This window comes from Microcoleus vaginatus HSN003 (assembly GCF_022701255.1).
In the GTDB taxonomy this organism is placed as follows: Bacteria; Cyanobacteriota; Cyanobacteriia; order Cyanobacteriales; family Microcoleaceae; genus Microcoleus; species Microcoleus vaginatus_B.
The window spans coordinates 3,941,451-3,967,744 of the sequence record NZ_CP031705.1; the positions used below are offsets into that span (position 1 = coordinate 3,941,451).

At 46.0% G+C, this 26,294-nt stretch carries 20 protein-coding genes and 2 tRNA genes; 7 read left to right on the forward strand and 15 right to left on the reverse strand.

Going from position 1 to position 26,294, the window contains the following annotated elements:
- Positions 1–249: 249 nt before the first annotated feature.
- Positions 250–1,542 (reverse strand): FAD/NAD(P)-binding protein, encoded by a 1,293-nt coding sequence (locus tag D0A37_RS17065; RefSeq protein ID WP_445242410.1) that lies wholly within the window; start codon positions 1,540–1,542, stop codon positions 250–252.
- Positions 1,543–1,789: 247 nt separating this feature from the next.
- Positions 1,790–1,933 (reverse strand): hypothetical protein, encoded by a 144-nt coding sequence (locus D0A37_RS17070; protein WP_242716122.1) that lies wholly within the window; start codon positions 1,931–1,933, stop codon positions 1,790–1,792.
- A 504-nt stretch (positions 1,934–2,437) separates the two neighbouring features.
- Here D0A37_RS17070 and D0A37_RS17075 point away from each other — a divergent pair.
- Positions 2,438–7,912: a trifunctional serine/threonine-protein kinase/ATP-binding protein/sensor histidine kinase gene (locus D0A37_RS17075; protein ID WP_242716124.1), complete on the forward strand. Its 5,475-nt coding sequence runs from the start codon at positions 2,438–2,440 to the stop codon at positions 7,910–7,912.
- Positions 7,913–8,411: 499 nt separating this feature from the next.
- Here D0A37_RS17075 and D0A37_RS17080 read toward each other — a convergent pair.
- The 7 genes from D0A37_RS17080 to D0A37_RS17110 all read right to left on the reverse strand — a co-directional run bounded on the left by D0A37_RS17080 (position 8,412) and on the right by D0A37_RS17110 (position 15,954).
- Positions 8,412–8,498 (reverse strand) — tRNA-Ser (locus D0A37_RS17080).
- A gap of 60 nt (positions 8,499–8,558) precedes the next feature.
- Complete coding sequence (locus tag D0A37_RS17085; RefSeq protein WP_242716126.1) at positions 8,559–11,108, reverse strand: ComEC/Rec2 family competence protein; 2,550 nt, start codon at positions 11,106–11,108, stop codon at positions 8,559–8,561.
- Positions 11,109–11,451: 343 nt separating this feature from the next.
- A complete protein-coding gene (locus D0A37_RS17090) occupies positions 11,452–11,931 on the reverse strand; it encodes a DUF4079 domain-containing protein (RefSeq protein WP_015176986.1) in 480 nt (159 codons plus the stop codon).
- Between the two features lie 146 nt (positions 11,932–12,077).
- On the reverse strand, positions 12,078–13,199 hold the full coding sequence (locus tag D0A37_RS17095) for an IS630 family transposase (protein ID WP_242716128.1): 1,122 nt from the start codon (positions 13,197–13,199) through the stop codon (positions 12,078–12,080).
- A gap of 624 nt (positions 13,200–13,823) precedes the next feature.
- Entirely contained in the window at positions 13,824–14,162 is a 339-nt protein-coding gene (locus D0A37_RS17100; RefSeq protein WP_015176985.1) for a DUF1815 family protein, read from the reverse strand.
- Positions 14,163–14,479: 317 nt separating this feature from the next.
- The gene (gene radC / locus D0A37_RS17105) at positions 14,480–15,211 is read right to left on the reverse strand and encodes a RadC family protein (protein ID WP_242716130.1); all 732 of its coding nucleotides are present in this window, start codon (positions 15,209–15,211) and stop codon (positions 14,480–14,482) included.
- 122 nt (positions 15,212–15,333) lie between these two features.
- Positions 15,334–15,954 (reverse strand): excalibur calcium-binding domain-containing protein, encoded by a 621-nt coding sequence (locus tag D0A37_RS17110; RefSeq protein WP_242716132.1) that lies wholly within the window; start codon positions 15,952–15,954, stop codon positions 15,334–15,336.
- 1,174 nt (positions 15,955–17,128) lie between these two features.
- Here D0A37_RS17110 and D0A37_RS17115 point away from each other — a divergent pair.
- Positions 17,129–18,145, forward strand: a complete 1,017-nt coding sequence (locus D0A37_RS17115; RefSeq protein ID WP_242716134.1) for a succinate dehydrogenase/fumarate reductase iron-sulfur subunit — start codon at positions 17,129–17,131, stop codon at positions 18,143–18,145.
- Positions 18,146–18,243: 98 nt separating this feature from the next.
- Positions 18,244–18,432: a CAB/ELIP/HLIP family chlorophyll-binding protein gene (locus D0A37_RS17120; protein ID WP_242716136.1), complete on the forward strand. Its 189-nt coding sequence runs from the start codon at positions 18,244–18,246 to the stop codon at positions 18,430–18,432.
- A gap of 236 nt (positions 18,433–18,668) precedes the next feature.
- On the opposite strand, the gene D0A37_RS17125 is transcribed toward D0A37_RS17120, so the two are convergent.
- The gene (locus tag D0A37_RS17125) at positions 18,669–19,289 is read right to left on the reverse strand and encodes a pre-peptidase C-terminal domain-containing protein (protein ID WP_242716138.1); all 621 of its coding nucleotides are present in this window, start codon (positions 19,287–19,289) and stop codon (positions 18,669–18,671) included.
- On the opposite strand from D0A37_RS17125, the gene D0A37_RS17130 reads away from it, so the two are divergent.
- The gene (locus D0A37_RS17130; protein WP_242716140.1) at positions 19,288–19,434 is read left to right on the forward strand and encodes a hypothetical protein; all 147 of its coding nucleotides are present in this window, start codon (positions 19,288–19,290) and stop codon (positions 19,432–19,434) included. The genes D0A37_RS17125 and D0A37_RS17130 overlap by 2 nt on opposite strands.
- A 97-nt stretch (positions 19,435–19,531) precedes the next feature.
- Here D0A37_RS17130 and D0A37_RS17135 read toward each other — a convergent pair whose 3' ends face one another.
- The 4 genes from D0A37_RS17135 to psbX all read right to left on the reverse strand — a co-directional run bounded on the left by D0A37_RS17135 (position 19,532) and on the right by psbX (position 23,700).
- Entirely contained in the window at positions 19,532–20,983 is a 1,452-nt protein-coding gene (locus D0A37_RS17135; RefSeq protein ID WP_242716142.1) for a trypsin-like peptidase domain-containing protein, read from the reverse strand.
- A gap of 109 nt (positions 20,984–21,092) precedes the next feature.
- Positions 21,093–22,217, reverse strand: a complete 1,125-nt coding sequence (locus D0A37_RS17140) for a redoxin domain-containing protein (RefSeq protein ID WP_242716145.1) — start codon at positions 22,215–22,217, stop codon at positions 21,093–21,095.
- A 267-nt stretch (positions 22,218–22,484) separates the two neighbouring features.
- A complete protein-coding gene (locus D0A37_RS17145) occupies positions 22,485–23,300 on the reverse strand; it encodes a Ycf66 family protein (protein WP_242716147.1) in 816 nt (271 codons plus the stop codon).
- A gap of 280 nt (positions 23,301–23,580) precedes the next feature.
- Positions 23,581–23,700: a photosystem II reaction center X protein gene (gene psbX, locus D0A37_RS17150; protein ID WP_242716148.1), complete on the reverse strand. Its 120-nt coding sequence runs from the start codon at positions 23,698–23,700 to the stop codon at positions 23,581–23,583.
- 124 nt (positions 23,701–23,824) lie between these two features.
- Between psbX and D0A37_RS17155 the strand changes: the two genes are divergently transcribed.
- Entirely contained in the window at positions 23,825–24,109 is a 285-nt protein-coding gene (locus D0A37_RS17155; protein WP_190736140.1) for a YggT family protein, read from the forward strand.
- Positions 24,110–24,169: 60 nt separating this feature from the next.
- Here D0A37_RS17155 and accC read toward each other — a convergent pair whose 3' ends face one another.
- The gene (gene accC / locus D0A37_RS17160; protein ID WP_242716149.1) at positions 24,170–25,522 is read right to left on the reverse strand and encodes an acetyl-CoA carboxylase biotin carboxylase subunit; all 1,353 of its coding nucleotides are present in this window, start codon (positions 25,520–25,522) and stop codon (positions 24,170–24,172) included.
- Between the two features lie 228 nt (positions 25,523–25,750).
- Between accC and D0A37_RS17165 the strand changes: the two genes are divergently transcribed.
- Both D0A37_RS17165 and D0A37_RS17170 read left to right on the forward strand, forming a co-directional pair.
- A tRNA-Leu gene (locus tag D0A37_RS17165) sits at positions 25,751–25,834 on the forward strand.
- Positions 25,835–26,059: 225 nt separating this feature from the next.
- Positions 26,060–26,272 (forward strand): helix-turn-helix domain-containing protein, encoded by a 213-nt coding sequence (locus D0A37_RS17170; RefSeq protein ID WP_242725581.1) that lies wholly within the window; start codon positions 26,060–26,062, stop codon positions 26,270–26,272.
- Positions 26,273–26,294 lie beyond the last annotated feature (22 nt).

Below are 26,294 nucleotides of genomic sequence, written 5' to 3' on the forward strand. Positions count from 1 at the left end.
CATTAAAATTGTGTGTCAATAAATAATCAAACCATAAGTGGGTAGTTGCTCCCAGGTCGCTAGAAATATGCAATTTTAATGTACCACAACTTAACTAATAACTGATGACTACTCACTGATAACTAATGACTACTGATCTCGTTTCCGGTTGCATCGGAATAATAAAATCGAGTCAACAGTTAGCACTCAACCATTCAGTTTTTCGACCCGCCCGTCAACAGTCAACAGTCAACAGTCAACAGTCAACAATCATGTATGAGTGCAACCGGAATTGATATGACTAATTATTGCTGGCGAGAGTGCAATGCTGGATTTGACGATCGCCGGTACAATGCGATCGCACGCCATTCTCGCCCCAGAAAGGTTTCTTGCGACTGGCCCCACTTGCAGCGCTGCTAAACCACCGGTCAAAAATAATTCGCATCCGGGCCAACGCAGGTGTTTGTCTAAAACTGGCAAACCTTTAACTATTTCAATGGGATGCGTTTCTAGCATTTCTTTGAACATGGGCTCGGCTGCAATGTCTAGTTTGGTGCCGGTTGCTAGCCAAATTCGATCGACTAATAACGTCTCGCCACTGCTGCAATCAACAGTCCATCTGTTATTTTCCCACCGAACGCCAACCACTTCGCACTGTTCGTGAAATGTCAGTTTTTCGCTGCGGGAGAACCTCCGCAACTGTGTCATAATTTCCGGTGTCATCGAGCCACCGTTGCGGGCTTGTTGAATGATTTCCCACCGCTTATGCCAATCTGGTTCGGCGACGAATCCTTTGAGGTATTTTGGCCCCAACCAACCGGGCTCGGCATCAAATAGTTTTTCTTGTAAATAGCGCCTAGTCATTAACAGGACTTTTGCTCCTCTGGCGGTTGCTCCTACTGCTAAATGTCCGCTGGTTAGTCCGCCTCCGACAATTAATATTTGTTCTCCTTGCAATTGCAAATTTCGCAAATCTACTTGATGGGAGTGGCGAATTCTTTCGGCGGGATGCTGTGTTTGAATTTGATTTGCCCACGCTGGTAAATGCGGTTTTCCACTTCCGGCGGCGACAATTACTCGGCGGGCGATCGCACTTTTTCCGTCTTCAAACCACAGGCGGAAATGGCCGGATTTCGGCTGAATGCGGGTAACTTTTGCTTTGATAACTCGATCGCCCAATTCCCACCTTTTTATTGTGTCCCCGCAAAATTCCTCAAATAACCGACTTCCAGGCAAATCGTAGGGGGGAAACAATTCCGAGGAGCGATTTTCGGCAAACCTCCGCAATTCGTAAGGGTTGGGATCTGGGTGGTGCACTGCGGGCGATCGCAAATGCCCAATTTCTAAAGCTGCAAATTGCCTCCGCCACTGGGTCAGCCATTCGCCGCTCGGATCGAATGCTAAAAGTTTATTCCGCAGGCTGTTGCGTTTTTTCAATATGTGTGATATTAGAGTCAGGGCGTGCGGCCCAGCGCCGATTACAGCTAAATCAACTTGGGGCGGCGTGGCTTCTGAGTTCGCTTGCATGAGAAGTGCTAATTTGCGAATGATAACAATTCTCATTATAAATTAATCGAGCATCAAGTTTACGCCTTTCGAGAGCAAGCAGGATGGATGTTCCGCAGAAAGACACAGGATACGCAAAAGCTCAGAAACCGGTTTTCTGAGAGATTTCTGCCCATCCTGAGCGCACTGGGGCGCTCAGAAACCGGGTTTTTTAGCCCACCGAAATGAAAACCGATCTCGGAAAGCGTCGGGACGATCGTCGGTGGGCGTTACGATAAAAGTAAAAAAAACTTGTAAAAAAAACTTAGCCGACTGCCTGCGGCGCTGCCTCAATTGCCAGAGTCGGCAAGCATCGCTGACGGGCGCTAATCTCTGCTTGGAGTGCCTGATTGACTTGGGCGAGTTTCATTCTCCGCTTCGGAACTTTAGCATTTAATACGTGATTCACTTCTGAGAATTGGGCAGATTGTTATTGAATCTTGACAAATAATTCAGCTTGCGATCCGAGGACTCCTAAGTGATCCGCAATTTTCTGGCGCACAAACTCGATTTCCTCTGCTTCCTGCTTTAAATGCAGAGTCGCGCGAATTGTAATGATGTGATTAAATTATGAGCTAAACTAGATATTAGATGGAATAGGCGATCGCATTCCAGCATCGGTTTCAAAAATACTATTAAGTATCTGATTAGCCTCTTAAATTCCTCTTCTATCAACTGCTGTCGTTTAATCAGCCTTAGCCTTCTTCATTTTCTACTTAGTCTTAACTCAAGCATAAACAGCTCTTACATAAAATCTTGAAGTATTGTTTTCAACTCGCGCTTTGATAATTTAAGCCACAAAGTATATTAAGAAAAATGTTATTCACTGAATACCACAGTAGAGCGAGCGAAAATAGTAGATAGTAACTCTCAAAAGCTTCTGGCTTGTCAGAAGTAGTAGGAATACGTAGATATGACTAATATCACAAAACTTTTCCTAGGATATCACCTTAACGAGCAAATTTACGCAGGCAATCGAACTCTAGTTTATCGCGGCATTCGCTCTTCAAATGGGCAACCCGTCGTCATCAAACTACTGCGAAATGAGTTTCCCAGCTTCAACGAACTCGTTCACTTCCGCAACCAATACGTCATTGCTAAAAACTTAAATATCCCCGGCACGGTCAAGGTCTACAGCCTGGAGAGCTATCATAACCGCTATGCTCTGGTGATGGAAGACTTTGGCGGAATTTCCTTAAGTAGTTACCTCGCTAGTCTGGCAAAAGCTAGCAACGAAACCCTAGAAGGCTTACCAGTTAACGACTTTCTTCCTATGGCGATTCAAATTGCCAACGCCCTTGACGGACTTCATCGCCACCACGTCATCCATAAAGACCTCAAGCCCGCCAATATTCTAATTAACCCCACCAACAAAGAAGTGAAGGTGATTGACTTCAGCATCGCTTCCATGCTGCCGCGCGAAACCCAAGAAATTCAAAATCCCAACGTCCTTGAAGGCACTTTACCTTATATATCTCCCGAACAAACGGGGCGAATGAACCGAGGCATTGATTACCGCACAGATTTCTACTCCCTAGGAGTAACATTCTACGAATTACTAACAGGAAAGTTACCATTTCAAACAGACGATCCAATGGATTTGGTACACTGTCACCTTGCTAAGCAACCTATCCCAGCCTCAATAGTCACCCAGAGCGTTCCATTGGTGCTGTCGGAGATTGTCAGCAAACTGATGGCGAAGAATGCTGAAGCTCGCTATCAAAGTGCCCTAGGACTCAAGTTTGATTTGGAAACTTGTTTATCCCAGTGGCAAGAGACAGGGGCGCTGACTAAATTTACCATAGGGGAGCGAGATTTGTGCGATCGCTTCATCATCCCCGAAAAAATGTACGGTCGGGAAAGCGAAGTATTCTCCCTGCTAGCCGCCTTTGACCGCGTGAGTGCAGGTAGCACTGAAATGATGCTCGTTTCTGGTTTTTCTGGCATTGGTAAAACCGCTGTTGTCAACGAAGTTCACAAACCCATTGTCCGGCAGCGTGGCTACTTTATTAAAGGAAAATTTGACCAATTTCAACGCACCCTTCCCTTTACAGTATTTGTCCAAGCTTTTCGCGATTTAATGGGACAACTGCTATCGGAAACAGATGCGAAAGTTGAACAATGGAAGTGGGAAATTTTGGCAGCTTTGGGCGAGAATGCTCAGGTAATCGTTGAAGTCATTCCTGAACTAGAACGTATTATCGGACAGCAAGCCCCAGTCCCCGAACTTTCGGGAAGTGCTGGTCAAAATCGCTTCAATTTGTTGTTTGAAAAATTCATTCAAGTCTTCACAACAAAAGACCATCCTTTAGTGATTTTCTTGGACGATTTGCAATGGGCAGACTCAGCATCGTTAAAATTAATTCAACTGCTGATGAGCGACGTTGATAACTGCTATCTCTTTTTAATTGGAGCTTATCGGGATAACGAAGTTTTTCCCTCACATCCATTGATGCTGACGTTAGCAGAGATTCAAAAAACTGAAGTAAAGGTGAATACTATTACCTTAGCACCACTTGATCGAGCCGACGTAAATAGTTTAGTTGCCGATACTCTAGCTTGTTCTACAGGGTTGGCTCAGCCTTTGACAGAACTCGTTTATCAGAAAACCCAAGGCAATCCATTTTTCAGCACACAATTCCTCAAATCTTTGCATGAAGATGGGCTAATAGAATTTAATCTTGAGCTTGGTTATTGGCAGTGCGATATTGCCCGAGTGCGAACCTTGGCACTAACAGATGATGTTGTAGAATTTATGGCACTTCAGTTGCGAAAGTTGCCAGCCCCGACACAGGAAGTTTTAAAGTTAGCTGCTTGTATTGGCAATCAGTTCGATTTGGCGACGTTAGCAATTGTTGATGAAAATTCGCCCGAAGAAACCGCATCGGCTTTATGGAAGGCACTACAAGACGGGCTAATTTTACCCATTAGCGAAGTTTATAAGTTTTATCAAGCAGAGGGAAATAGCGAATCGGTAATCGGTAAGGGCAAGAAATCTGACCAATTACTAATTACCCAGGACCAATTACCCAAATATAATTTTTTACACGATCGCGTCCAACAAGCTGCTTATTCTCTGATTCCAGAAGACCAAAAGCGATCGACTCATTTAAAAATCGGTCAACTGTTATTACAGAATACACCAGAAGCCGAGCGAGAAGAAAGAATTTTTGATATTGTCAACCACTTGAATGTGGGAGTTGAGCTAATTACTCAGGAAGCAGAACAAGAGCAATTAGCACAATTGAATCTGGTTGCTGGAAAGAAAGCGAAAGCTGCTACAGCCTATTCTGCTGCGGTTGAATATTTGAACGCGGCAAGGGGATTACTGACAGTAAATAGCTGGGAAAGTCAGTATAAACTAACTTTGACGCTGCATGAGGAAGCAGCAGAAGCGGCTTATCTGAACGGCGATTTTGAAAAAATGGAGATATTAGCTATAAGAGTGTTGCAAAAAGCTATATCGCTGCTGGACAAAGTGAGGGTGTACGAAGTGCAAATGCAAGCTTATATGGGGCAGAATAAGCTACAAGAAGCACTAGGTATGGGGCTACAAGTGTTAAATCTGCTCGGAATAGAGTTTCACAACTCGCCAAACCAATCTGATATCGGAGACGCGCTGACCCAAACCACTTCAATTTTGAGCGGAAAGCAAATTGAGAATTTAATCGATCTCCCTCAAATGACAGATCCGCATCAGCTAGCAACTATGAGGATTCTGTCAACTCTATTTTCCTCTGCTTACATAGCGATGCCGTCCCTAGTGCCTTTAGTAATTTGCAAACAGGTCGATTTATCTGTCTTATATGGCAATGCTTCTGTATCTCCCCCAGCTTATGCTCAGTATGCTTTTCTGCTGTGTGCGATGGGAGATATAGATACAGGCTATCAGTTCGGTCAATTAGCTTTATCTTTGGTGTCGAAGTCAAATGCTAAAGCAATCGCTGCCAAGACGCAGTACATAGTTGCTGGTGGCGTTCAACATTGGAAAGAACATCTCAAGAATACAGTAGAACTTTTGCTTTCAGCATACTTTATTGGTCGGGAAACCGGAGAGTTAGAATTTGCTGGCTATACTATTAGCGTATATATTAATCACTCGTATTTTAGTGGTAAGCAATTAACGCAACTGGAACGAGAAATGGCAACCTACTGGGAAGCAGTGCTGAAAATTAAGCAAGAAACACCGCTTCATTTTGTAGAAGTATTTTGGCAAGCTGCCTTAAACATGATGGGGCGGGTGGAAAATCCCTGCCAGTTAAAGGGTGAAGTTTACGACGAAGATAAAATGCTGCCACTACACCAGCAAACTAATAATGGAGTAGCACTTCATTACCTCTACTTGAACAAGATTGTACTTTGTTATTTATTTGAGCATTACTCGGAAGCACTGGAAAACATCGAGCGATTAGAAAGCTATTTGGGTGCAGCTACAGGACAGATAACTTTTGCTATCTTCTATTTCTATGATTCTCTGGTGCGGCTGTCGGTATACTTGAATACTCCCTTTTCCGAGCAAAAGGAACTTATTGACCGAGTACAAGCTAATCAAGAAAAAATGCAGAAATGGGCACATCATGCCCCCATGAATCATCTGCATAAATTCTATTTAGTGGAGGCAGAACGACATCGGGTTTTAGGGGAAAAAATAGAGGCGATCGAGATGTACGACAAGGCTATTGCCCTCGCCAAAGAAAACGAATACATTAACGAAGAAGCACTAGCTCACGAACTCGCTGCCAAGTTCTATTTGGAATGGGGGAAAGAAAAACTCGCAAAACCCTATTTAATTGATGCTTATTATGCCTACGCTCGTTGGGGAGCCAAAGCAAAGATTGACCATCTAGAACAGCGCTACCCGCAACTCATTGCTTCTATACTACAAAATGAGCAAGCTTGCCAGAATCCGAGCGAAATGATTCACTCGTATAGCAATAGTGAATCTTCCCTCTATAACAAGAATAGAACAATTATCGGTAGCACCAGCACCAGTTCGGAATTAGTAGATTTGCCGACCATTATCAAAGCTTCTCAAGCTCTCTCCAGTGAAATAGAATTAGAGCAACTGCTGACGACTTTGATGCAAGTAGCAGTTCAAAATGCCGGAGCACAAAGCGGAGCATTAATTTTGGATGAAGGTGGAAAGTGGAGAGTTTCCGTACACTGTACAAATCGCCAAGATTGTAATTTGGAATCACTTCTAGTTGAAGAAAGCAAAGCAATTCCTCTGAGCATAATTAACTACGTCAAACGTACAAAAGAAATCCTGGTATTCGATCGTGCCAGCACTCAAACCACCTTCGCGGCAGATCCTTACATCATTGAGCAGCAACCCAAGAGCGTTTTATGCACTCCGATTCTCTATCATGGTAAAGTAATGGGCATTCTGTATTTAGAGAATAATCTCACAACGGCGGCGTTTACGCGCGATCGCGTCGCCATCCTCAACATCCTCTGCTCCCAAGCTGCAATTTCCTTACAGAACGCCCGCCTGTATCAACAATCTCAGGAATATGCCCAAAAACTAGAGCAGTCTATCCAGGATCTCAAAGGCATGCAACTGCAATTGGTGCAAGGTGAAAAGATGTCTGCTCTCGGAAATTTAGTCGCAGGGGTAGCCCACGAAATTAACAATCCCGTAGGCTTTATCGCCGGCAATTTGCAACCCGCTCAAGAATACGTCGGTGATTTATTCAATTTGATTGATTTGTATCAAGAAACATTTCCCAATCCGGGAGGGGAAATTGAAACAGAAATTGAGGATATTGACTTGGAGTATTTGCGAGAAGATTTGCCCAAGTTAATTGGCTCAATGAAGGATGGAGTTGAGCGCATTCGCAATATCAGTACGAGTTTGAGAACGTTTTCCAGGGCAGATAGCGATCGACCCGTTTCTTTCAATATTCACGACGGACTCGAAAGCACTCTGCTAATTCTCAAGCACCGTTTAAAAGCGAGCGAGTTCCGCCCTGCCATTGAAGTTGTGAAAGAGTATGGTGATTTGCCCCTAGTGAAATGCTTTCCCGGCCAGTTAAACCAGGTATTTATGAACGTACTCGCCAATGCCATTGACGCTCTGGAGGAGTCAAATAAGGGACGCAGTTTTCAGGAAATTAAAGCCCTACCTAATCAAATCACGGTTCAAACTGCTCTGAGCGAATCCAAAGATCAGGTTTTAATTCGCATTAAGGATAATGGAGTGGGGATGTCGGCCTCCATAAAGGAAAACATCTTTAACCACTTATTCACAACCAAATCTGTGGGTCAAGGAACAGGCTTAGGATTGTCTATAGCCTACCAAATTGTTGTGGAAAAACATGGAGGTACGTTACTTGTGAATTCCTCGTTGGGACAGGGTTCGGAGTTTGTGATTTCTATTCCGATATGAGCAGTTCGTGCTGGGGCTTTAGCGCATAAAGTACAGCCTCCCAACTCGCAACCCCGTTATTAGAAGAAAGAGGACAAGGGGAACGGGCAACAGGCTCTCTTGCTCTCAGGCTAGGAACTAGCGACTACAAACTAGGGAAACAAAGAATCTAGGCTCATTCCCCCATACTCAGTCCACACCTTATTAATGATGGAGACAGCGGTTTGCAACCGCCTGCTTTACAAAAACTCTTCCCTGTTTTTGTTCTCGGTTTCGAGTTAAGAATTCCCTTGACATTCTAAGCATCTACTTACCGAAACGAAAACGGCTATCATGCTACTGAGATTGGGGAGTTTAATTTCATAGCTGAAAACTCTATTGGAATTAACTCATTTTTGATAGGGCGATCGCTAACATCATAATGTGCACAGCGCGGGCCCTACGTTGAAGTTTGGGTTAGATACGCAGCGCGCACCCTAAATTAATAAGGTGCGCGCTTGCCACTTGACGCTTAGATGTACGGAGAGGGTGGGATTTGAACCCACGTTAGAGTCACCCCTAAAGTAGATTTCGAGTCTACCGCATTCAACCGCTCTGCCACCTCTCCAATTGATTTGAGATGTGAGCTAAAAGTATATTACCGCACAGTGCGCCACATTGTAAATCATTATAAAAAAGAAGTTTGATTTTCTTCCGATTCCAGAGTGGTCTTAAATCCCCCTGCTGGAGTCCACTGGAGAGCTCCGTCGCGCCCTGTCCAGAATATCTGGGTTTTGCTTTGGCGCAGTTGGGCGGCGGTTTCTGGGTCGATTTCGTTAGCAGATGCGATCGCCACTTGCGGCCCCACTGCGCCCAATAACTCAGCCGTCAAGGTTTTTCCCGACCACCACAGCACTTGAGCCGGCTTCAAGGTTCCCGTTGCTGCCAATTTTCTTTGCGCTTCCGGTGTCATTTCACCGACTAGCAACCAAGTTCTATTGCCCACGAGCAATTCTACCACCGGAATCTCCGCATTCACGAACTGCAACCGCGTCGAACCCAGATCAACTGTACCGCTAGTTTCTAAAGGAATGTAAACGCCTTGGCGTGATTGCACAGCCGTCATAAATTCCTGATTGCTGCCACGGTGAATTTGTTTCGGAGCATGATTATCATAAAATGTTTTAATTGGCAAGCGTTCTAGTAATTTTCCCCAACCTGCGCTCAAACCTAAATGACCGTGAGTGGCGATCGCAAAATTCACAGAATTAACTCCTTGCTGCTGCAAAAAAGGCAACACTGTAAACCTTACGGTATTTTCATCACCGCTATTAATGAGCGTCACTTTTCCCCTATCTTGAATTACTAAAACAGGTTCGCCAGATGTCGCCAGCAAAGTAACTTGAAATAAAGATGATTGAACGTGCCAAGCTGGCAAAACTATGATACTTATTCCCGCCACAAGCGCCAGCGGTAAAATCCAAGCCGATGAAAAACTCGGCAGCGCAATAACTCTACTTTTCCCCTTCTTCTTTCTTCCCTCTTCCTTCTTCCTTCTTCCTTCTTCCTTCTTCCTTCTTCCCCCAATCCAAACCCAGCCAATTAAACTGTAAAGCGCGATTAATTGAAACACCGATACTTGACCGACAGCTACCGAATTACCGGGCAATTGCGAGAAATATTGGGCGATCGCAATTAACCCCTTTGCCGGATAGTCTAGGAGTTGCGCTAAAACACTGCCAGCGGGCGGAAAAATCAATCCAGCTAAAGCGCTAACCATCCCCCCAATACTCAAAATCCACAGCAAAGGAGCCGCAATAATATTAACTAAAATGCTGTAAGGTGATACCACGCTAAAAACGTAAAGTAACAGCGGCAGCACCCAAACTGAAGCGGCGATCGGAACCACAACAATCGAAGCGATCGCGGGAGGAATCCAGTCCAATTTTGCCATCAGTGGCAGCGTGGTCACTATTAATCCCAAAGTTGCCAAAAAACTCAGTTGGAAACCTAAATCCCAAATCCACAAAGGGTTAACCAGTAGTAAAATAGTAGCAGCGATTAACAGCAATCCCAGCGGCTTTACTGCGCGGTTGAGCACCAAGGCAAATAGTGTTCCAAATCCCATCAAAGCGGCGCGGCATACTGATGGTTCAAAGCCAGTTAATCCCACGAGCAAAAATAAAGCACCGACGCCAAAGCTAAATTGTAATTGTTTGGAAAAACGCCTAGTTAAAGCTAGAACTAAAGCCAAAACCATCGAAACTTGAGTGCCGGAAGCTGCGATCGCGTGGGCCAATCCAGCTTGCACAAAATAGTCGCGGATGTTGTAAGGTAAATCTACTGCTTGTTTGCCGAGGGCGATCGCACTGATCAGCGGGCCTTCGGGAACATTTAACTGCGATAGCTGCGATCGCACGATCCGCTGCCGCATCGCTTGAATTTTCGATGGCTGCATCCCGCTTGGCTCCAAGAAAGCAGCCGTTTGGCTGTTAACTCGATTTACATCTGCGATCGCTTTTTCTCTCCTCCAGTCGATTTGACGGCCTTTGAGCCCTACAAAAGCCCCTTCTCTGGCTAAATATGCTTGAAAATTAAAAGCCCCCGGATTCGACGGCGGCTGCGGTTTGTACAAGGAACCCACAACTGCGATCGTATTGTCGGCGTACAAACCTGTTGCTTGCAGCAGCGGCAGTGTAACGTAGAGTTTGCCGGATACTGGGCGGTTTACAACTGCTCCTCCCTCGCCGCCGTTGATTTCGCTAACTAAATCTGTTTCTAGCCAAAATTGCGATCGACCCGATCGAGTCAATCGAGGTGTACTGACAACTCTACCGCGAACTGTCACCGCCACTTCTTGAGTGTTGCCGCCAGCCGGAATCAGTTTGCTGATGTCATCTATTGCCGGTTGGGGCGATCGAACTGCAAAATAAACGCTAGCTAGAAATGCCACCAAACCCGCAACTGCCCACACCCATTTCGCTCTCGGCAGCCTTTCCAACAAACTCAATTCTTCCCTCGCATCTAAGGGTTCTTCAAGAGCATTTTCTTTTTGTCTGCTGCGTCTTTTCTTAGTAATTTTGACAGAATTTTTAGTAAAATTTCGCAACAATTTCGGCAGGGCGATCGCTACCGCTATTCCCAAAGCAAGTATCGCGTATCTCCCCCAAGGAACCGCTGTAGAAATCAATCCCAAAATGTAGGCAAGACAGAAAATGGCACCCGTTGCTTGATTCATTAATTAGTAATTTATATCAATTCCGGTTGCACCGGAATGATTGTTGACTGTTGACTGTTGACTGTGGACGGGCGGGTCGAAAAACTGAATGGTTGAGTGTTAACTGTTGACTCTATTTTATTATTCCGATGCAACCGGAAACGATATTAGAGGGGGAATATTTCAGGAAAACCTATGCCAGACTTCTGCACTCATTACCAAAGAAACCGGGTTTTTCAACCGGGATAAATGGTTAAACGCCGTGTAGGATAAAAAACCTGGTTTCTGGCTACCGATGCGTAAGTTATGGCAAAATTTCTTTCCTTACATTCTTTCCCTTCCCCTTCCCCTTCCTCTTCCTCTTCTAAATAGACAGCCCCAATTTTAAACCGAAAGCCGCGTGCAGCACCATAAGTGCAAGGGCTGTCGTGCCTAAATAAGCGTGAACCGCGCGCAGTGCCAGCTTATTGCCCCCAAAACCCGTTAGTGAAATCAAGCTGCCAACAGCCAGTAAAACCAGCACTGCCGAACCTGTCCAAAAATGCGGACTTTCCATGACTGGCTGGTGCTGCATCACCAGCGACAGCAAGCCGCCTGTATAGCCCAAAGCTAGAAACAGAAACATCCACGGTGCAAGCTTGCGGTGATCCGAGCGACTTTTGAGTGCGACATCTTTATCGGTGGCCAAACGTCCCTGCCATCCCGTATACCCGACAAAACTGCCCATCGCCACCACCACGATCCCCATCATTACAGGGTGTCCCCAATGGGTAATTGGTTCGGGAATTCCTAGACTGCGAAATTGACTGGCGATGGGTTCTAGAAGTTCGCTTAAATTTACCATTTGATGCTGACTCCAAACTTGGCGATAAATATTTTAGGACTGATAATTAAAATATTATAAAATATTAGTGTAGCAAGTGCGATCGGGCACTTCAAAGAGCGGTTTAATCTGAGGGCAAAACATTGCCCATAAGCCTAGATAAGCTGCTACGCAGCTAAACCAGATAAAATAGCATTGCCTTTATTTTTGATTTTTCGCTCCCATTTGATAACCATTTCTCCTTCATTTAATAATCTATGTAGTAATTCTGACAATTCTTCTACTGACTTAAACAGTCGATGTGCTATATATTCTTTCGCTGAATGCCAGACCAATTCAATCAAATTATAATCGGGGCTGTAAGGTGGCAAAAATTCTAAAATAATATGAAGCATTTCGGCTGATATTTGGCTCAGAATATCTTTCTTTTTATGAAAACTAGCATTGTCTAAAATAATTACAATCTTTATTCCTGATTCGGCAAAACTTTCAGCTTGATTACCCAGTTCTCTCCATTCTTGGACAATCGAATCATTTAAGGCATTAATTTGCTCATAAAACGTATTCGAGTCTCCTTTTTTTATTACAAAATTTAACCTTTTTTTGTCATGATATCTCAATCCACCCATGATATTTACTCTGCCTCTTCTCCTTTGACCTGTGATTTTTTTTCGACTACCTTTTTTACCCCAAGTTTTTCTTCTTATCACTCGCAAGCTAAATCCACTTTCGTCCCAAAACCATACCTGTAAAAGCTCTGGGGTTTGTTTTGTTATTTTTAAATACTCGGATAGCTTCTGTTTAAATACTTCTCTTTCAACGGGATTTTGTTTGTCCTCTAAACTATATTTAGCCCAAATGTAAACGTATTTTTTTTTATGTAATATCCTGGATATTTGGGAACCACTCAATTTAATTCCTGTGACTTTTTCTAAATATGTTGCTAGTCTGGCTGCCGTCCATCTCCCAAATTCATATCCATATTCTGCCGGAGCTTTATCGATTGTATCTATCAATATTTTTTCATACTCTGGAGTGACTTTGCGAAAATTACCTTGGCTTCTTTTATCTAAAAAACTATCCAAATTATCTGGGTCGCCATGAACTGACCAATAAGCTACCGTTGTGTAAGCAATCTCCATGAATTCACTGATTTGTCGATAACTTTTTCCGTCATTTATTAGCAATAAGATTAGAACTTTTTCCCTCACATAATTATCCTCAGACTCTTTTAATAGTTTAATGAGTCTCTGTTTTTGATTTTGAGATAGATGGTTTTTGGCTGGCATACATTATAACTAATTATCGCTTATTTTATATTTATATTATACAATCTAGCTGCGTATCAGCTTATACGCAAAACTTAGCCGGCTAAAGCCGGCTGTGAGATTTTTACAGCAATGATGCTGTTTCAAGTTAATTGTTAGCTTTATCGGCTAAATCGAAAAGCAAAAATAAATGCAATTCGCCCGCACGTCACACCCCGGGGCCGCCTTTGGCCCAATCTTCACAGCCTCATCCTCACTCTGGATGTTAAATTTTACCTGCCTGCTTAAAGTTAATTTCAATTCCTTGACTTTTGAATGCCAAGTGAGAAATTAACATCGCAGCCGACGAGCAGTCACACTTCTACATTTTGCTAATCGCTCTCAAGGGAGAATCAAATTCGGGAAAAAAAAACTAGAGGTTCCAAGTTTGAGACTTCGGGCATAAAGTATGCCGTCTGCCCAGGCTCACTTCGATCGACTGAGCGCTAAACCGTCTGAAGGCACCCTGAAAGCACCCTTCTATGTTGAGCAGCCATCGCTGTGCAACACGTCAACCCTCTCAACTAACTCGCTGGGGATTCGGTTTTAGCAGACAAGCACCCACTTTCTTGCGTCGCCTTCCTCGGAACCGTGCAATCGCTACACTCACTGCGCCGTCGCTAAAGTAGCTTCCGAAGGTTGGATTTGATACTTTACGAGATTTGCCAGTTCTTGTAACTGATTAATCGCTTCTGCACCTTCTAGTTTCATGAGTTCGCGGTCGTCCCGCATCTCAGTCCAAGTGATACCGTAATCTGAAACTAAAAATCGAATCAGATGGTTGTCCGTCAAACTGACCATAAATGAGGCACTGTTCATCTGACCCCCGCAAGTGTAGCAGGATGCCAGATAACCCCGATGCTCTAGCACGATCGCTAAAGCTTGGAGATTCATTACCAAATCTTGAACGAATTTACGGTGTTGTTCTGCAAGTCTCAGAAACACAGTTCTCCTCCTATCACCACACCGTGTATTTTACATCCCATTTAATAATTTCTTAATAAATGGATATTTAGGTGCTGGTTTAGTATACGTTTAGTATGCTCAAAAAAAATCGGATTAGCGACCTCTTCAGCCTACCTATACTAGATTAACCGAGTTGTGATCGAAACGAAGTATCAGCAGCGACATTCAGCCAAAACAGGCTCTCGCGGGGGACTCCAGCCTGAAAATTTACCTGCTCTCAGAGCTGATTGGGCCGTCGGAGGACCCAAAGATACAAATAACTAATGATAGTAATGAAATTAGTTAAGTATAAGAGTTCAATCGCCTTGGGGATACTCGTCCCAAAGCGTCGTCGTCTGCCGCAAGCTCCGAAAATCGCCATTCCCCAAAATCAAGTGATCCAGCAGGGGAATCGACAAAAACTGCGCTCCCGCCAGCAACTGTCGCGTCAAAGCAATATCCTCCGGGCTTGGCTCCACAATCCCGGAGGGGTGATTGTGCGAGATAATCGCCCGCGTCGCCCCCTGGCGGATCACCTCGCGAAAAATATCCCGTGGGTGAGCCAAAGTTTCCGTTGCTGTGCCGATCGTAATTATCTGAGTACCCAGCAGCCGATTTTTCACATCCAGCAACACCACAGCAAAACGTTCCTGAGACTGCCACATCAAATCCTGACTCAGGGCATCCGCTGCCGCTTGCGGAGAGTCAACCACCGCCATTTCCGGTGGCCTCGACTGAAACACCCGCTTCCCTAACTCGACCGCAGCCAAAATCGAAGTTGCCTTGGCAGGGCCAATCCCGTGAATCTGCGTCAACTCCTGAACGCTAATAGTGCGTAGCACAGCCAGAGGATCACGCTGGTGCAAACTCAACTGATTTAAAATATACTGTCCGAGCCCGACGGCGGAAAGTTTGCCGGGCCCCTGACCAGTACCCAGGAGAATCGCAATCAATTCCGCAGTCGCCAAACTTTTCGGGCCGCCCGCCATCAGCCGTTCCCGTGGCCGTTCACTCGTTGGCAAATCGACAATTCTCAAGCTGTAAGTCATAGCTGCACCCGCACCGCAAGCTCAACAATTACACAATTTTAGCCGATCGACTTGCCTTCTTCAATTAGTACAATCACCGAAAAAAGCCTTCATCATTAACCGAGGCTGTTGGCAGATAAAATCTAAGGCAACGTTTCACAAGCGATCGAGTCTTTATCTCGATCGAGCTTAAACCGATCGCCCGGATATGCCTCTAACACTCGCTGCGCTTCGTCTTGAGTCGTAAAGTCAGAACAGTTGCAATCCGAGTTAACGCAACTCGGAAAATCGGCACTTTTAACCTTCGGTTTAGAAGACTCATAAATAACTTTCTTGGTATCTTCCTTTGGCTGCTGTGCATCAATAGCAATCTCTGCGGTTCGCTCAACAGATTTGACTGAAGATGGCAATTTGCGGGGCTCTGGTTTGGCAAGTGCAGGTGTGGCAGCAGAAATGGCAGGTTTCGGTGTTGGTGTCGGCGTTTTCACAGTTTCCGGCTTGGGTGTCTGCACTGCCAAAAGCGGTGACGGCTTAGCGGTTTGAGAGGATACTAGCGGATCGGTTGGGGCCGGAAGCGCCACTGAAACTTCCTGAGACGGAGGGGGTGCGGTGACGCCAACAAGCACAAACGAAGCCGCCATCAACCCGCCGTACATCGCGATCGATCGCTTGCGGGTGGGTGCGCCCACCCATTTCGGATTAACAATACCCAGAAAGAAGGCAGGGATAGACAAGAGAAAGCTTAAGACGAAAAAATTAAACATAGCGATTTTTAGCAGTAAAAAAGAGAACTCATCCAGGACGCAGAAACCGGGTTTCTTTTACCAAAATCCGAGGTGAAGCACGAAGGATATCTGTTTAAACCACCTGAGTTCTTTAATCCCTGTGCGTCAGTCCTGAGAAGTTAAGTTGCTTATTTATCCGCCGACCAACTCACAAATCCCTATGATTTACGAAGTAAACTAGAACGTTGGACACCCAACCCTAGTGCAACCCGGTTTCTGAGTCATATCAATTTTGGTTGCACTCATACATAATTGTTGACTGTTGACTGTTAACTGTTGACGGGCGGGTCGAAAAACTGAATGGTTGAGTGTTAACTGTTGACTCGATTTTATTATTCCGATGCAACCGGAAACGATATCAGTCTTGGACGCACTCAAAGACCCAAAACCCCGTTGCTGCGTCAATATTTATCCAAAAAGCGACGAGTTGTGGAATAAACCGGGTTTTTTGCGTAAGTCCTGTTAGGGGATTTCTCCTTACTAAAGCCCCGATTTTTCCCTACAGTTGGCGATCGCACTCCGACGCCTATAAACCGGGGTTTTTAATTGCAGTAAATGAGTAGAACCAAGTATTTTTCTTAAAAAACTACGTTTCTGGCCCCAACCGGCCGTAAGTCCTGGTAAAATTTCTTGTAATGCTGCCAAAAAAGTGAAATGCATACCCAGCTACCTTCAGCGCAAAGGTGCGCTTACCCTAAATTCTGGCCATTCAGTTGAGGCCAGCAGCCCTGATGAAACTGGTTGTGGCGCCTTAGGTGCTGTAACCCCAAGCAAAACGAACGAAACTGCCATCAAGCCGCCGTACAAGGCAGTTGATCGCTTACGAGTTCCCAGTCCCACCCATTGAGGATTTAGCAGACCCAGACAAAAAGCCGGTGTGGAAAACATGAAAGTTAATACAAACAAGCTGGACATCACGCACCTCCGACTACCGAATTGCAGCGATTAATTACTTTTATCTCCAATTAATAGCTCACAAATCCGCTTAAAAAAGTGGTAATTTAGGATCTATAACTTGAGAATTATTGATGTTTATCAAACAATAATAAATTTTTTAAAATCTCTTACTTTAGGTAGTTGTTAAAAAAATAATAGCTTTCTAGAAAGTTAAAAAATTTAGCTTAAAATAGAAAGTAAATTCCTTACTCAAAATATGAAAGTCCGCTTTAATGTAGTGCGCCAAAATCAAAATGAGGCTCCTCGGGTTCACACTTACACCCTAGATGTGGAAGAGAGCAATACCATCCTCGACTGCCTCAACAGTATTAAGTGGGAACACGACGGCACTTTAGCTTTTCGCAAAAATTGCCGCAATACAATTTGCGGCAGTTGTTCTATGCGAATTAACGGTCGCTCAGCATTAGCTTGCAAAGAAAATGTAGCCAGCGAACTCGCAAGACTGCAAAAAATAGCCGATTCCAGCTCAGCAGAAATGCCTACGGATTTCGTCCCAGAAATCACCGTCGCCCCCATGGGAAATATGCCGGTTATTAAAGATTTGGTTGTTGACATGACCAGTTTTTGGGACAACCTAGAAGCAGTTGAACCATATATCAGCACCGCCTCGCGAGCAATTCCAGAACGCGAATTTCTGCAAACTCCAGAAGAGCGATCGAAACTCGACCAAACCGGCAACTGCATCCTCTGTGGTGCGTGCTATTCTGAGTGCAACGCCCGCGAAGTCAACCCGGAATTTGTCGGCCCCCACGCCCTCGCCAAAGCTTACCGCACGATCGCCGACTCCCGCGACAGCGAAACCGAAAATCGGCTGGAACAATACAACGAAGGCACCGCAGGCGTCTGGGGATGCACCCGCTGTTACTACTGCAACTCGGTTTGTCCGATGGAAGTGGCGCCGATGGATCAAATTGGTAAGATTAAACAAGAGATTCTCGATCGCAAAGACGACCAAGCGAGTCGATCGATCCGCCACCGTAAAGTTTTAATCGAGCTCGTCAAAGAAGGCGGCTGGATAGACGAGCGCAAGTTTGGCATCGAGGTAGTAGGAAACTACTTCCGCGATGTTAAAGGTTTGCTGAGTCTGGGCCCCTTGGGTTTGAGAATGATCGCTCGCGGCAAGTTCCCGCTGTTTTTTGAGCCTTCAGAAGGTACCGAAACCGTGCGAAATCTGATCGAATCGGTTCAAAATTTAGAAAAGTCAGCAGATTAGCGATCGGCTGTCATTTTCCTGGTAAATTACAAGTTGTGCGATCGATCGCAAAGCTTCCCAAAAGTCATTACTCAAAACTCAAAACTCAACACTTTTAAATGACTGCCAAAACTCCTCCATCCCCAACACCGACAACCCCAAATACCCCAAAACCAGAACCAGCCTTTGGGTGGAATGCCTATGCAGAACAAATCAACGGCAGATTTGCGATGGTGGGATTCGTGGGACTTTTGCTGCTAGAATTCTTCACCCGCCAGGATTTTTTTACCTGGCTGGGTTTTCGTTAAATTAATCTAAATCAAGAAGGGAAGTTGAAAATTTATCGCTTTTTCAGCTTCCCTTCTACTTTTAAGAGTTTTATTTAAAATACAGTTTATCAAATTATAAATGCAAAATTATGACTTTTCTAGTTTCAGATAACACATGAATGTACCAAAGTCGATCGCACTACAAGTAAGTGCGATCGTCCTTGAATTATAGGGACACGGCAATGCCGTGCCCTGACTCCCAAGTTTCGTTCAAACTAATTTCCAGTTATTTCGCGGACTGTCAAACTGTACTTGCCTCTACCTTTTGGAGGCGGATCGTAAGCATTGACAATGACGCGATAGCGACCATTCGCAGACAAGGTAACAGAAATCTCTGAATTGGAATTTTGCTGCGTTGCATCATCATTTTCTCCAACTATCTCGCCCTGGGAGTTGAAAATAGCGAGATAAGTATCAAACTCGGTACTTTCTACGGTAACAACCACTTTCTGACCCTGAGTGCCTTCAAAGGTATACTCGTCGTACAAACTGCTGTCCGAGGGCAGTACAGAAGACTTAGCAGGGGTGAGTTCTCCGTCTTGCTCTAAAATGACCTTAGATGCACCCCCATCAGGACTCGGCAGAGGTTCTACAGTTGGGCTCTGAGTTGGCGAACTCTCTGGTGATGGCGACGGGCTGGGGCTTGCTTGCGCTAAAACAGCCTTGTCAGCAGGCTTCGCGTTAGGTAAATTTTGAGGAATTTCTCCTGAAATGAGGGTGGAAATACTGTTAGCAACTCCACCTGAATTTGAAACTGGCAGGGAGAGAGTCGGTTTACCAGAAAAAGTAGCTAGTAGAGCAATTGGCGCGATCGCCCAAAATCTAACTTGACGCATGAATTACCTCGATTTGCAACGAAGAAGGAAGTTCGGTAACAGATTCGCAAGGGCGGATTTAATGGATGGAAGAAGGAAGTTCGGCAACGGATTCTGTAACGGATTGAACGGATGCAGGAAGGAAGTTCGGCAACGGATTCTGTAAAGGATTTAATGGATGTACGTAAGCATGAAGCAGGAAGCAGAATAATTCGACTAATTAATTACCAATTCCCGATTACCCCTTACCTTTTTCCCCATTTTCAACGGACTGTGAGAGTGTAACGACCCCGGCCCGAAGCATCGTAAGCATTGACAATTACGCGATAGCGACCCGTAGCGGGCAAAGTAACGGTCAGAAAAGCATTTTTAGTGGAATCGCTCCCATCGTCATTTTCTGCCACTAATCGGCCGTTAGGGCCAAAGATAGCCACATAGGGATCGAAATCTGTGCTTTCGAGGGAAATGGCTACAGACTGACCCGATCGACCTTCAAAAGTATACTCGCGATACAGACTGTTGTCAGACGGCAGTACCGGGCCGCCTGCGACTAAAGCGCCTTCTTCTTGCAAAATCGCCCGAGAAGGTTCGGTAGCAGCACTCGCTTTCAGTTCTAACGTATAAGACCCGGACTGCCTAGCTTGGTAGGAATTTGCCACTAAGGTGTAAGTCCCGTCTGCTGGCAGCGTGACTGTAATTCTGGCGTCTTTACTGCCTGCCCCGTCATCGTCTTGTGCGATTTCGCGCTGGTTGGGGCCGAGTAAAATTAAATAAGGGTCAATTTCTTGACTTTTCATTTCTATTGTGATTTGCTGGCCGGCTTTTCCCTCAAAGGAGTAGAGGTCAAAAAAGCTGTTGTCAGTGGGCAGAACGCTAGACTTGTCAGTGAGGAGGCCGCTGACGGCGGGCCCGTTTAAGGCAACTTTTTGAGGTGATTTGTTGCCAAAGGGCGATCGGGCTTGAGCAGCGCGGGGGGCTCGCCCTTCTCGCACGGCTGTCAGGAAAGCGGGTAATTTGTCTGCGGAAATAGCAAAACCGATACCGATACTGCCACCACCCCGACCGCGAGTAAAAATAGAAGTATTGACGCCGATTAATTCTCCCGAACTGTTGAGTAGTGGGCCTCCTGAATTGCCGGGATTGATAGCGGCGTCGGTTTGAATTAAGCCCCGCTGCTGGTCGATGCGACTGACGATTCCGACTGTAAAAGTACCTTGAAATTGACCGAAGGGATTGCCGATGGCAAATGCTTGTTGCCCGACTTTCACCGAACCTGGACGGGCTAAAGGAATTGTGGGCAAATTGTTTTCATTGCGAATCTTAACCACGGCTAAGTCTAGACCGTCTTCGCCGAATCCGATGACATCGGCGACCAGTTTTCTGCCATCTGCCAAAATGATATTTACGGTACCGCCTGCCGAAACAACGTGGGCATTGGTTAACACCATGCCGTCGGGGCTGATAATTGTGCCACTACCGTTAGATTTACCCGTATCCACGCTAACAACCGCAGGACTGGCTTTTTCGTAGACCCGAATATTGGTTTGTTCTTCGACACTATTTTGGGCGATCGCACCCTGGGAATGCAGCGAGTTAAATTCCGTTAAATCTGTTGATTGCCGTACAGGGGATGTCGTAACAACCGCAGTAGCGCTGGCTGCAACCCCAACCGTTAAAATTCCCGATACTGCTAAACTTAAAACTTTTAAATTCATGGCGATCGATTATTATTTAGCGATCGGTAGCTAGGAATTAGGTTTGGTGGCTAACCGCTAACTACCTTTTGTAATTATTTTAGGACTTGCACCAGGGTAGTGACCTTCCTCACGCCGGTTCTCCAACTCGGGAATCTGAATCAGCAGCTAAATACTTAAAATTAGCTTGTCGTACCGCAGCATCCTCATTGCCGTAGAAAAAAGACAGCAAAGCAAAACGCTGGCCGCTAATCACCGGCGTCGCTTCATGCAGCAAAGAACACGAAAAAATAATCGCCGTGCCACAATCGCCTTTATAACCGTGCGGCGCGTACTCTGGAAACCGTAAAAATCCCCCCGTGTACTCTCCCACATTCAAGTTTAGCGTCATCGCAAACCTGCGGTGCAGGGTAGCTTTGCTAGTGTTGTCGCGGTGCGGTCGAAAATAACCGCCGCTGTCAGCATCGTAACAGCCCACCAAATACCGCTCAAACCTAGTGATTGTAAACTGAAAAGCTTTCTCTACTTCCGGCCGCACCCGGCGCAAAATAATCGAATTCAATTGTCGCTGTAACTTTGGGTCTTCAATAAAAAAATCTCGGCGCTTCTTGAAATTCTCGTCGTGAAGGCCAACAGTTTTCCCGTCCACTTGCCTCATAAAGCCCGAGGGACTGCCACCATTAGCTTTGTACACCTCGATCAAACTGCGGCAAGAGGCTTTGTCCAAAACGTTAGGAATTACCAACACCGGGGCGTGGCGAGTGGCTGCTCGGGCTTCCTCAATAGGGGGCAAAGTTTTGAGAAAATCTAATACTTGCTGGGCGTGTTGGTGCGGTTCACCCATCGGCAAAATATTAATTATCTGAAGGTTTTCGTTGAGTACAAAAGTTTGGGGGACATAGTGAACTCCGGCAACTCCATTTTCTTCGGCATCTCGGGAAACACCGTACTGCTGACTGACTGTTTTATCCAAGTCCCAGAAAAAGAGGAAGGACGGAGCAATTGTTGTCGGTCTGTTTTGTTCTTTGTCTGCTGGGTCAACGCTGACTCCGAACCGCAGTATTTGCAAGCTTTGGAATTCTTCTGAAAGCTCTTGAAAGCTTTTGAGCATAACTTGGATTTGTTCAAAAGCTGCGCTGGCAAAGAAAAACAGCACGACTCGCCGGCCGGCCACCGTTGAGAAATGAAATAAGGGGTTATTTGTAGAAGGAATGGAAAACCAGGGAGCCGGATCTCCTATTTCAAGTAATGGCATCTTGCTGATTTAAGAATGGGTATTTTATATTAAGATTATTATGCTGTCGATTAGTTCCACAGCTTCGGTATGTCAAAATAATTTAAAAAAAAATTAGCTTTTATTTGTGTATATCTGCGTTGGTCTCGGGTTTCACATTAGCAATTTACAGTCTTTTTAATCACTTTAATATTTGAGAATAAGTAGATGGGCATCAATAAACGCAACTTATTTTTTGGCCGACGGGTACGAGAAAAGTTTAGTTTCACCCATCTACTTAGTGTTTGCCTATTTGTCGAAACTGGGGGAATTATCCGGTTGGTCTTCCGGGTATTCTACAGGTCGATACTCCACGTAGTCTGACGGCGGTGCTTCCACCACGTCGCGGTTGCTGGGGCGAGACCTGGATGATTCCGTAGGACGGGGTTTTTTGGTTCTCGCCGGCGTATCGGAGCTGCGGTTTTCCGAAGCTGGGGGGCGACTGCTGCGACTGCGGGTCGGTCTTTCTTCGGGGTTGTCTGAAACGTCCCAGTTGTCAGGCTCTTGGGCAGGCGGGGCTTCTGGGCGAGAGGGACGTTTGCGCGACGACGATCGAGCCGGCGAGTCGGGCTTGGAGGTGTTAACGCTGCCGTTGCGAGTCGAGGGGCGGCGGCGGGGTTCGTCGTCGTAGGCTTCCCGGGGGGAACGGTAGTCTTGGCTGCCTCTGATCCGGGGACGCTGCGGATAGTCTTCCTCGGGTTCTAGCTGCTCCATTTCGGGATCGTAGCCGTCGTAACTGTAGGCGTTGCTGACCGGTCGCTCTTCATCTACGTATTGGGCGCGAGTTTTGGCTTGGGCTGTGGTCGCTCCTCGCAACTTGATGCTTTCTGCTGCAAAAAATATGGCGGTACCGCTGAGCAGAAATTGACCGAATGCCAGAATTGGGTCAAGCCGCCACCCTTGAAATAACAGAATACCGCCGCACAGCAAGCCGACTGCTGCAAAAAAAATATCGTGGTCTCGGGCTAGTTTGGGACGCCACGATCGCAGAAAATACAGTCCTGCCCCTGCTACTGCTAGGATGATCCCTAACAGGCTGCTCCAGTTCAATCCTAAATTGACCATTAGCCTATCTCCTATGTCTTTCCTATGTTAGCGAGTTAGATTTTACATCTATCATTAAGTCTGTCAGCCCGACTGTGCTTTCTGGGGCAGCGTCCGGTCAGGGTTTCAGCTTGGGAAGTGAGTATAATAATGAGTTTAACGGGAAAAAACCTCAGCTTGGCAGTCAACTGAAGGTTTTGCCTTGACAGTTGCTGGTAGCCGAGGTTTCTCGGATCAGGGGAATGCCCGACGTGTAGCCGAAAATTGACTTTCACGCCGGACTTAGAAACCCGCTGACTTTTTAGGTGCGCTTGATTTTGTCTTTTTGGCTGATGAAGATCAGGCCGATCGTTGCTGGAAGCACTACAACCACCACGCCGATCAGCAGGCTGTACAAAAAGTTCGCGAGAGAAGGAGTCATAGATTCAAAGCCTTTGTTACAACAATTTGATTTTTATTAATTTTATACTTTCGATCGCACCTGTGAAACGGTTAAAATTATGAACGGCTGACTTAACAAAACTTAAAATTTCGAGATAAGACCCATGACTGGTATTACCGTTGCAAGTTGGATTCTGGGCTCTGTCCTAGTCGTGATGACTTTGCTGTTTATTTTTCGCATCGTCCTGACTTGGTATCCCGAGGTGAACCTGAGCAAGTTGCCGTTGAGTCTGATTGCTTGGCCGACGGAACCTTTTTTAGCCGTAACTAGAAAGATTGTACCGCCGATCGGCGGGGTGGACATTACGCCGATTATTTGGGTTGGTATCTGTAGCTTGCTGCGAGAAATGATTCTCGGTCAGCAAGGAATCCTGACAATGATGATGTAGGAGTTGGCAGTTGACTGTTGACAGTTGACGGTTGACTGTTGAGTGCCAACTGCCAACTGACTACTGACTATTGTTCAAGAACTGTTCGACGAAATTAGTGTAAACTTCGCCGCTGAGAAACTCGGGGGAATCGAGAATTTTTTGGTGGAAGCTGAGGGTGGTAGGAACGCCAGTGATGGCGCATTCCCGCAAGGCCCGTTTCATCCTGCGGATGGCTGTCGGTCGATCGCGCCCCCATACAATTACTTTACCGATTAAAGAATCGTAGTAAGCGGGTATTTCGTAATCGGTGTAGACGTGAGAGTCCATCCGCACGCCGGGGCCACCGGGAGGCAAATAACCGCTGATTCTGCCGGGATGGGGCCGGAAATTGCGATCGGGGTCTTCAGCATTGATGCGACACTCGATCGCGTGGCCGTTGAGAATTACTTGGTTTTGCTTGATTTGCAGTTTTTCTCCTTGGGCGATACGGATTTGTTCGGCTATCAAGTCGAGACCTGTAATCATCTCGGTGACGGGATGTTCTACTTGGATGCGAGTGTTCATTTCCATGAAGTAGAACTTGCCCGATTTGTCAAGCAGAAATTCGACTGTGCCGGCACCTGTGTAGTTGATCGATTTGGCGGCGGCAATGGCGGCGTGACCCATTTGATCTCGCAGTTTCTGGGTGAGGGCTGGGCTGGGGGCTTCTTCGAGGAGTTTCTGGTGTCGCCGCTGAATCGAACAATCTCTCTCGCCAAGGTGGATGACGTTACCGTAGTTGTCGGCGAGGATTTGGATTTCGATGTGGCGGGGCCTTTCGATGAATTTTTCGAGGTAAAGTCCGGGATTGCCGAAGGCTGCATCGGCTTCGCCTTGGGCTGCTGAGAATAGTTTGGGGAGTTCGGAGGCTTCTCTCACTAACCTCATCCCCCGGCCACCACCGCCGGCTGTGGCTTTGATCATCACAGGATAGCCGATGTCGCGGGCGATCGACAAAGCTTCGCGATCGTCTGCCAGCAATCCCTCGCTACCGGGAACTGTGGGGACTTTCACCCGCTGCATAGTTTCTTTGGCGGTGGATTTGTCGCCCATCGCTCGCATCGCGGCAGCAGAAGGGCCGATGAAGGTAATTTGATGATCGGCGCAGATTTCCGCAAATCGGGCATTTTCCGAGAGGAAGCCGTAGCCCGGGTGAATGGCTGCGGCGTTGCGCGTCAGGGCGGCCGCGATGATGTTGGGGATGTTTAAATAGCTTTTGCTGCTGGTGGGGGGGCCGATGCAAACGGCTTCGTCTGCCAACTGGACGTGCAAGGCGTGTTTATCTACGGTGGAGTGAACGGCGACCGTGGCAATCCCCATTTCCTCGCAGGTCCGCAATATGCGGAGAGCTATTTCTCCCCGATTAGCGATTAAAATTTTCGAGAACCCCATCTTCGCTGCTTAATTCACTCAATATTCTGTACAATAATGCCTTTCGGTATGTTCTGGATAATGGTTTTGCAGAAATTGTTCACAAAAATTTATTTTACATTTTGCTGGTAGTGGTGCTATGATTTTAAATCGGCGGTCTAAAAGGGCAAGTCACAAGTTAAATGTCAGGAACCTCAACCTGTGAATCTTTAACTCGTAACGCAAAAATCCCAGAGATTGCTAGAAAGAGCGGATGTGGCGGAATTGGTATACGCGCACGCTTGAGGTGCGTGTGGCATTATGTCCTTGCGAGTTCGAGTCTCGCCATCCGCATTGAATATGTAAAACAACTGTTGACAGTTTTTGCTGTCGGCAGTTGTTTTATATTGAGTGGTTTTTCCAGAAATTCGATCGAGTACCGTAGGGGGCGGATTCATCAGATATCTTTAAGTGCGATCGAACTTCTGACAGATCCGCACCATACAAAATACTCTTTAACTGTCGATCGACAATGGTGTTTGAATTAAAAACATAGATACTTGTCGTTTGTCAAGTAGAATCGGCTTAGTTAGGTTCCGAATCCGAGAGTTGGCTGAGGAAAAAGGATGGACGCTAAAGGATGTTGCCGATCGAGCCGAGGTTCCGTACAGCACAGTCAGGCACTATGCTCGTTCGGAAGGACTAGCAACGGTTGATATCACATCAATTCAAAAGATAGCTCGCACCCTAGATGTTTTGATTGAAGAGTTAATGGATGTTGTTAAAGAGTGAATTAATTTATCAGTAAGTCGCG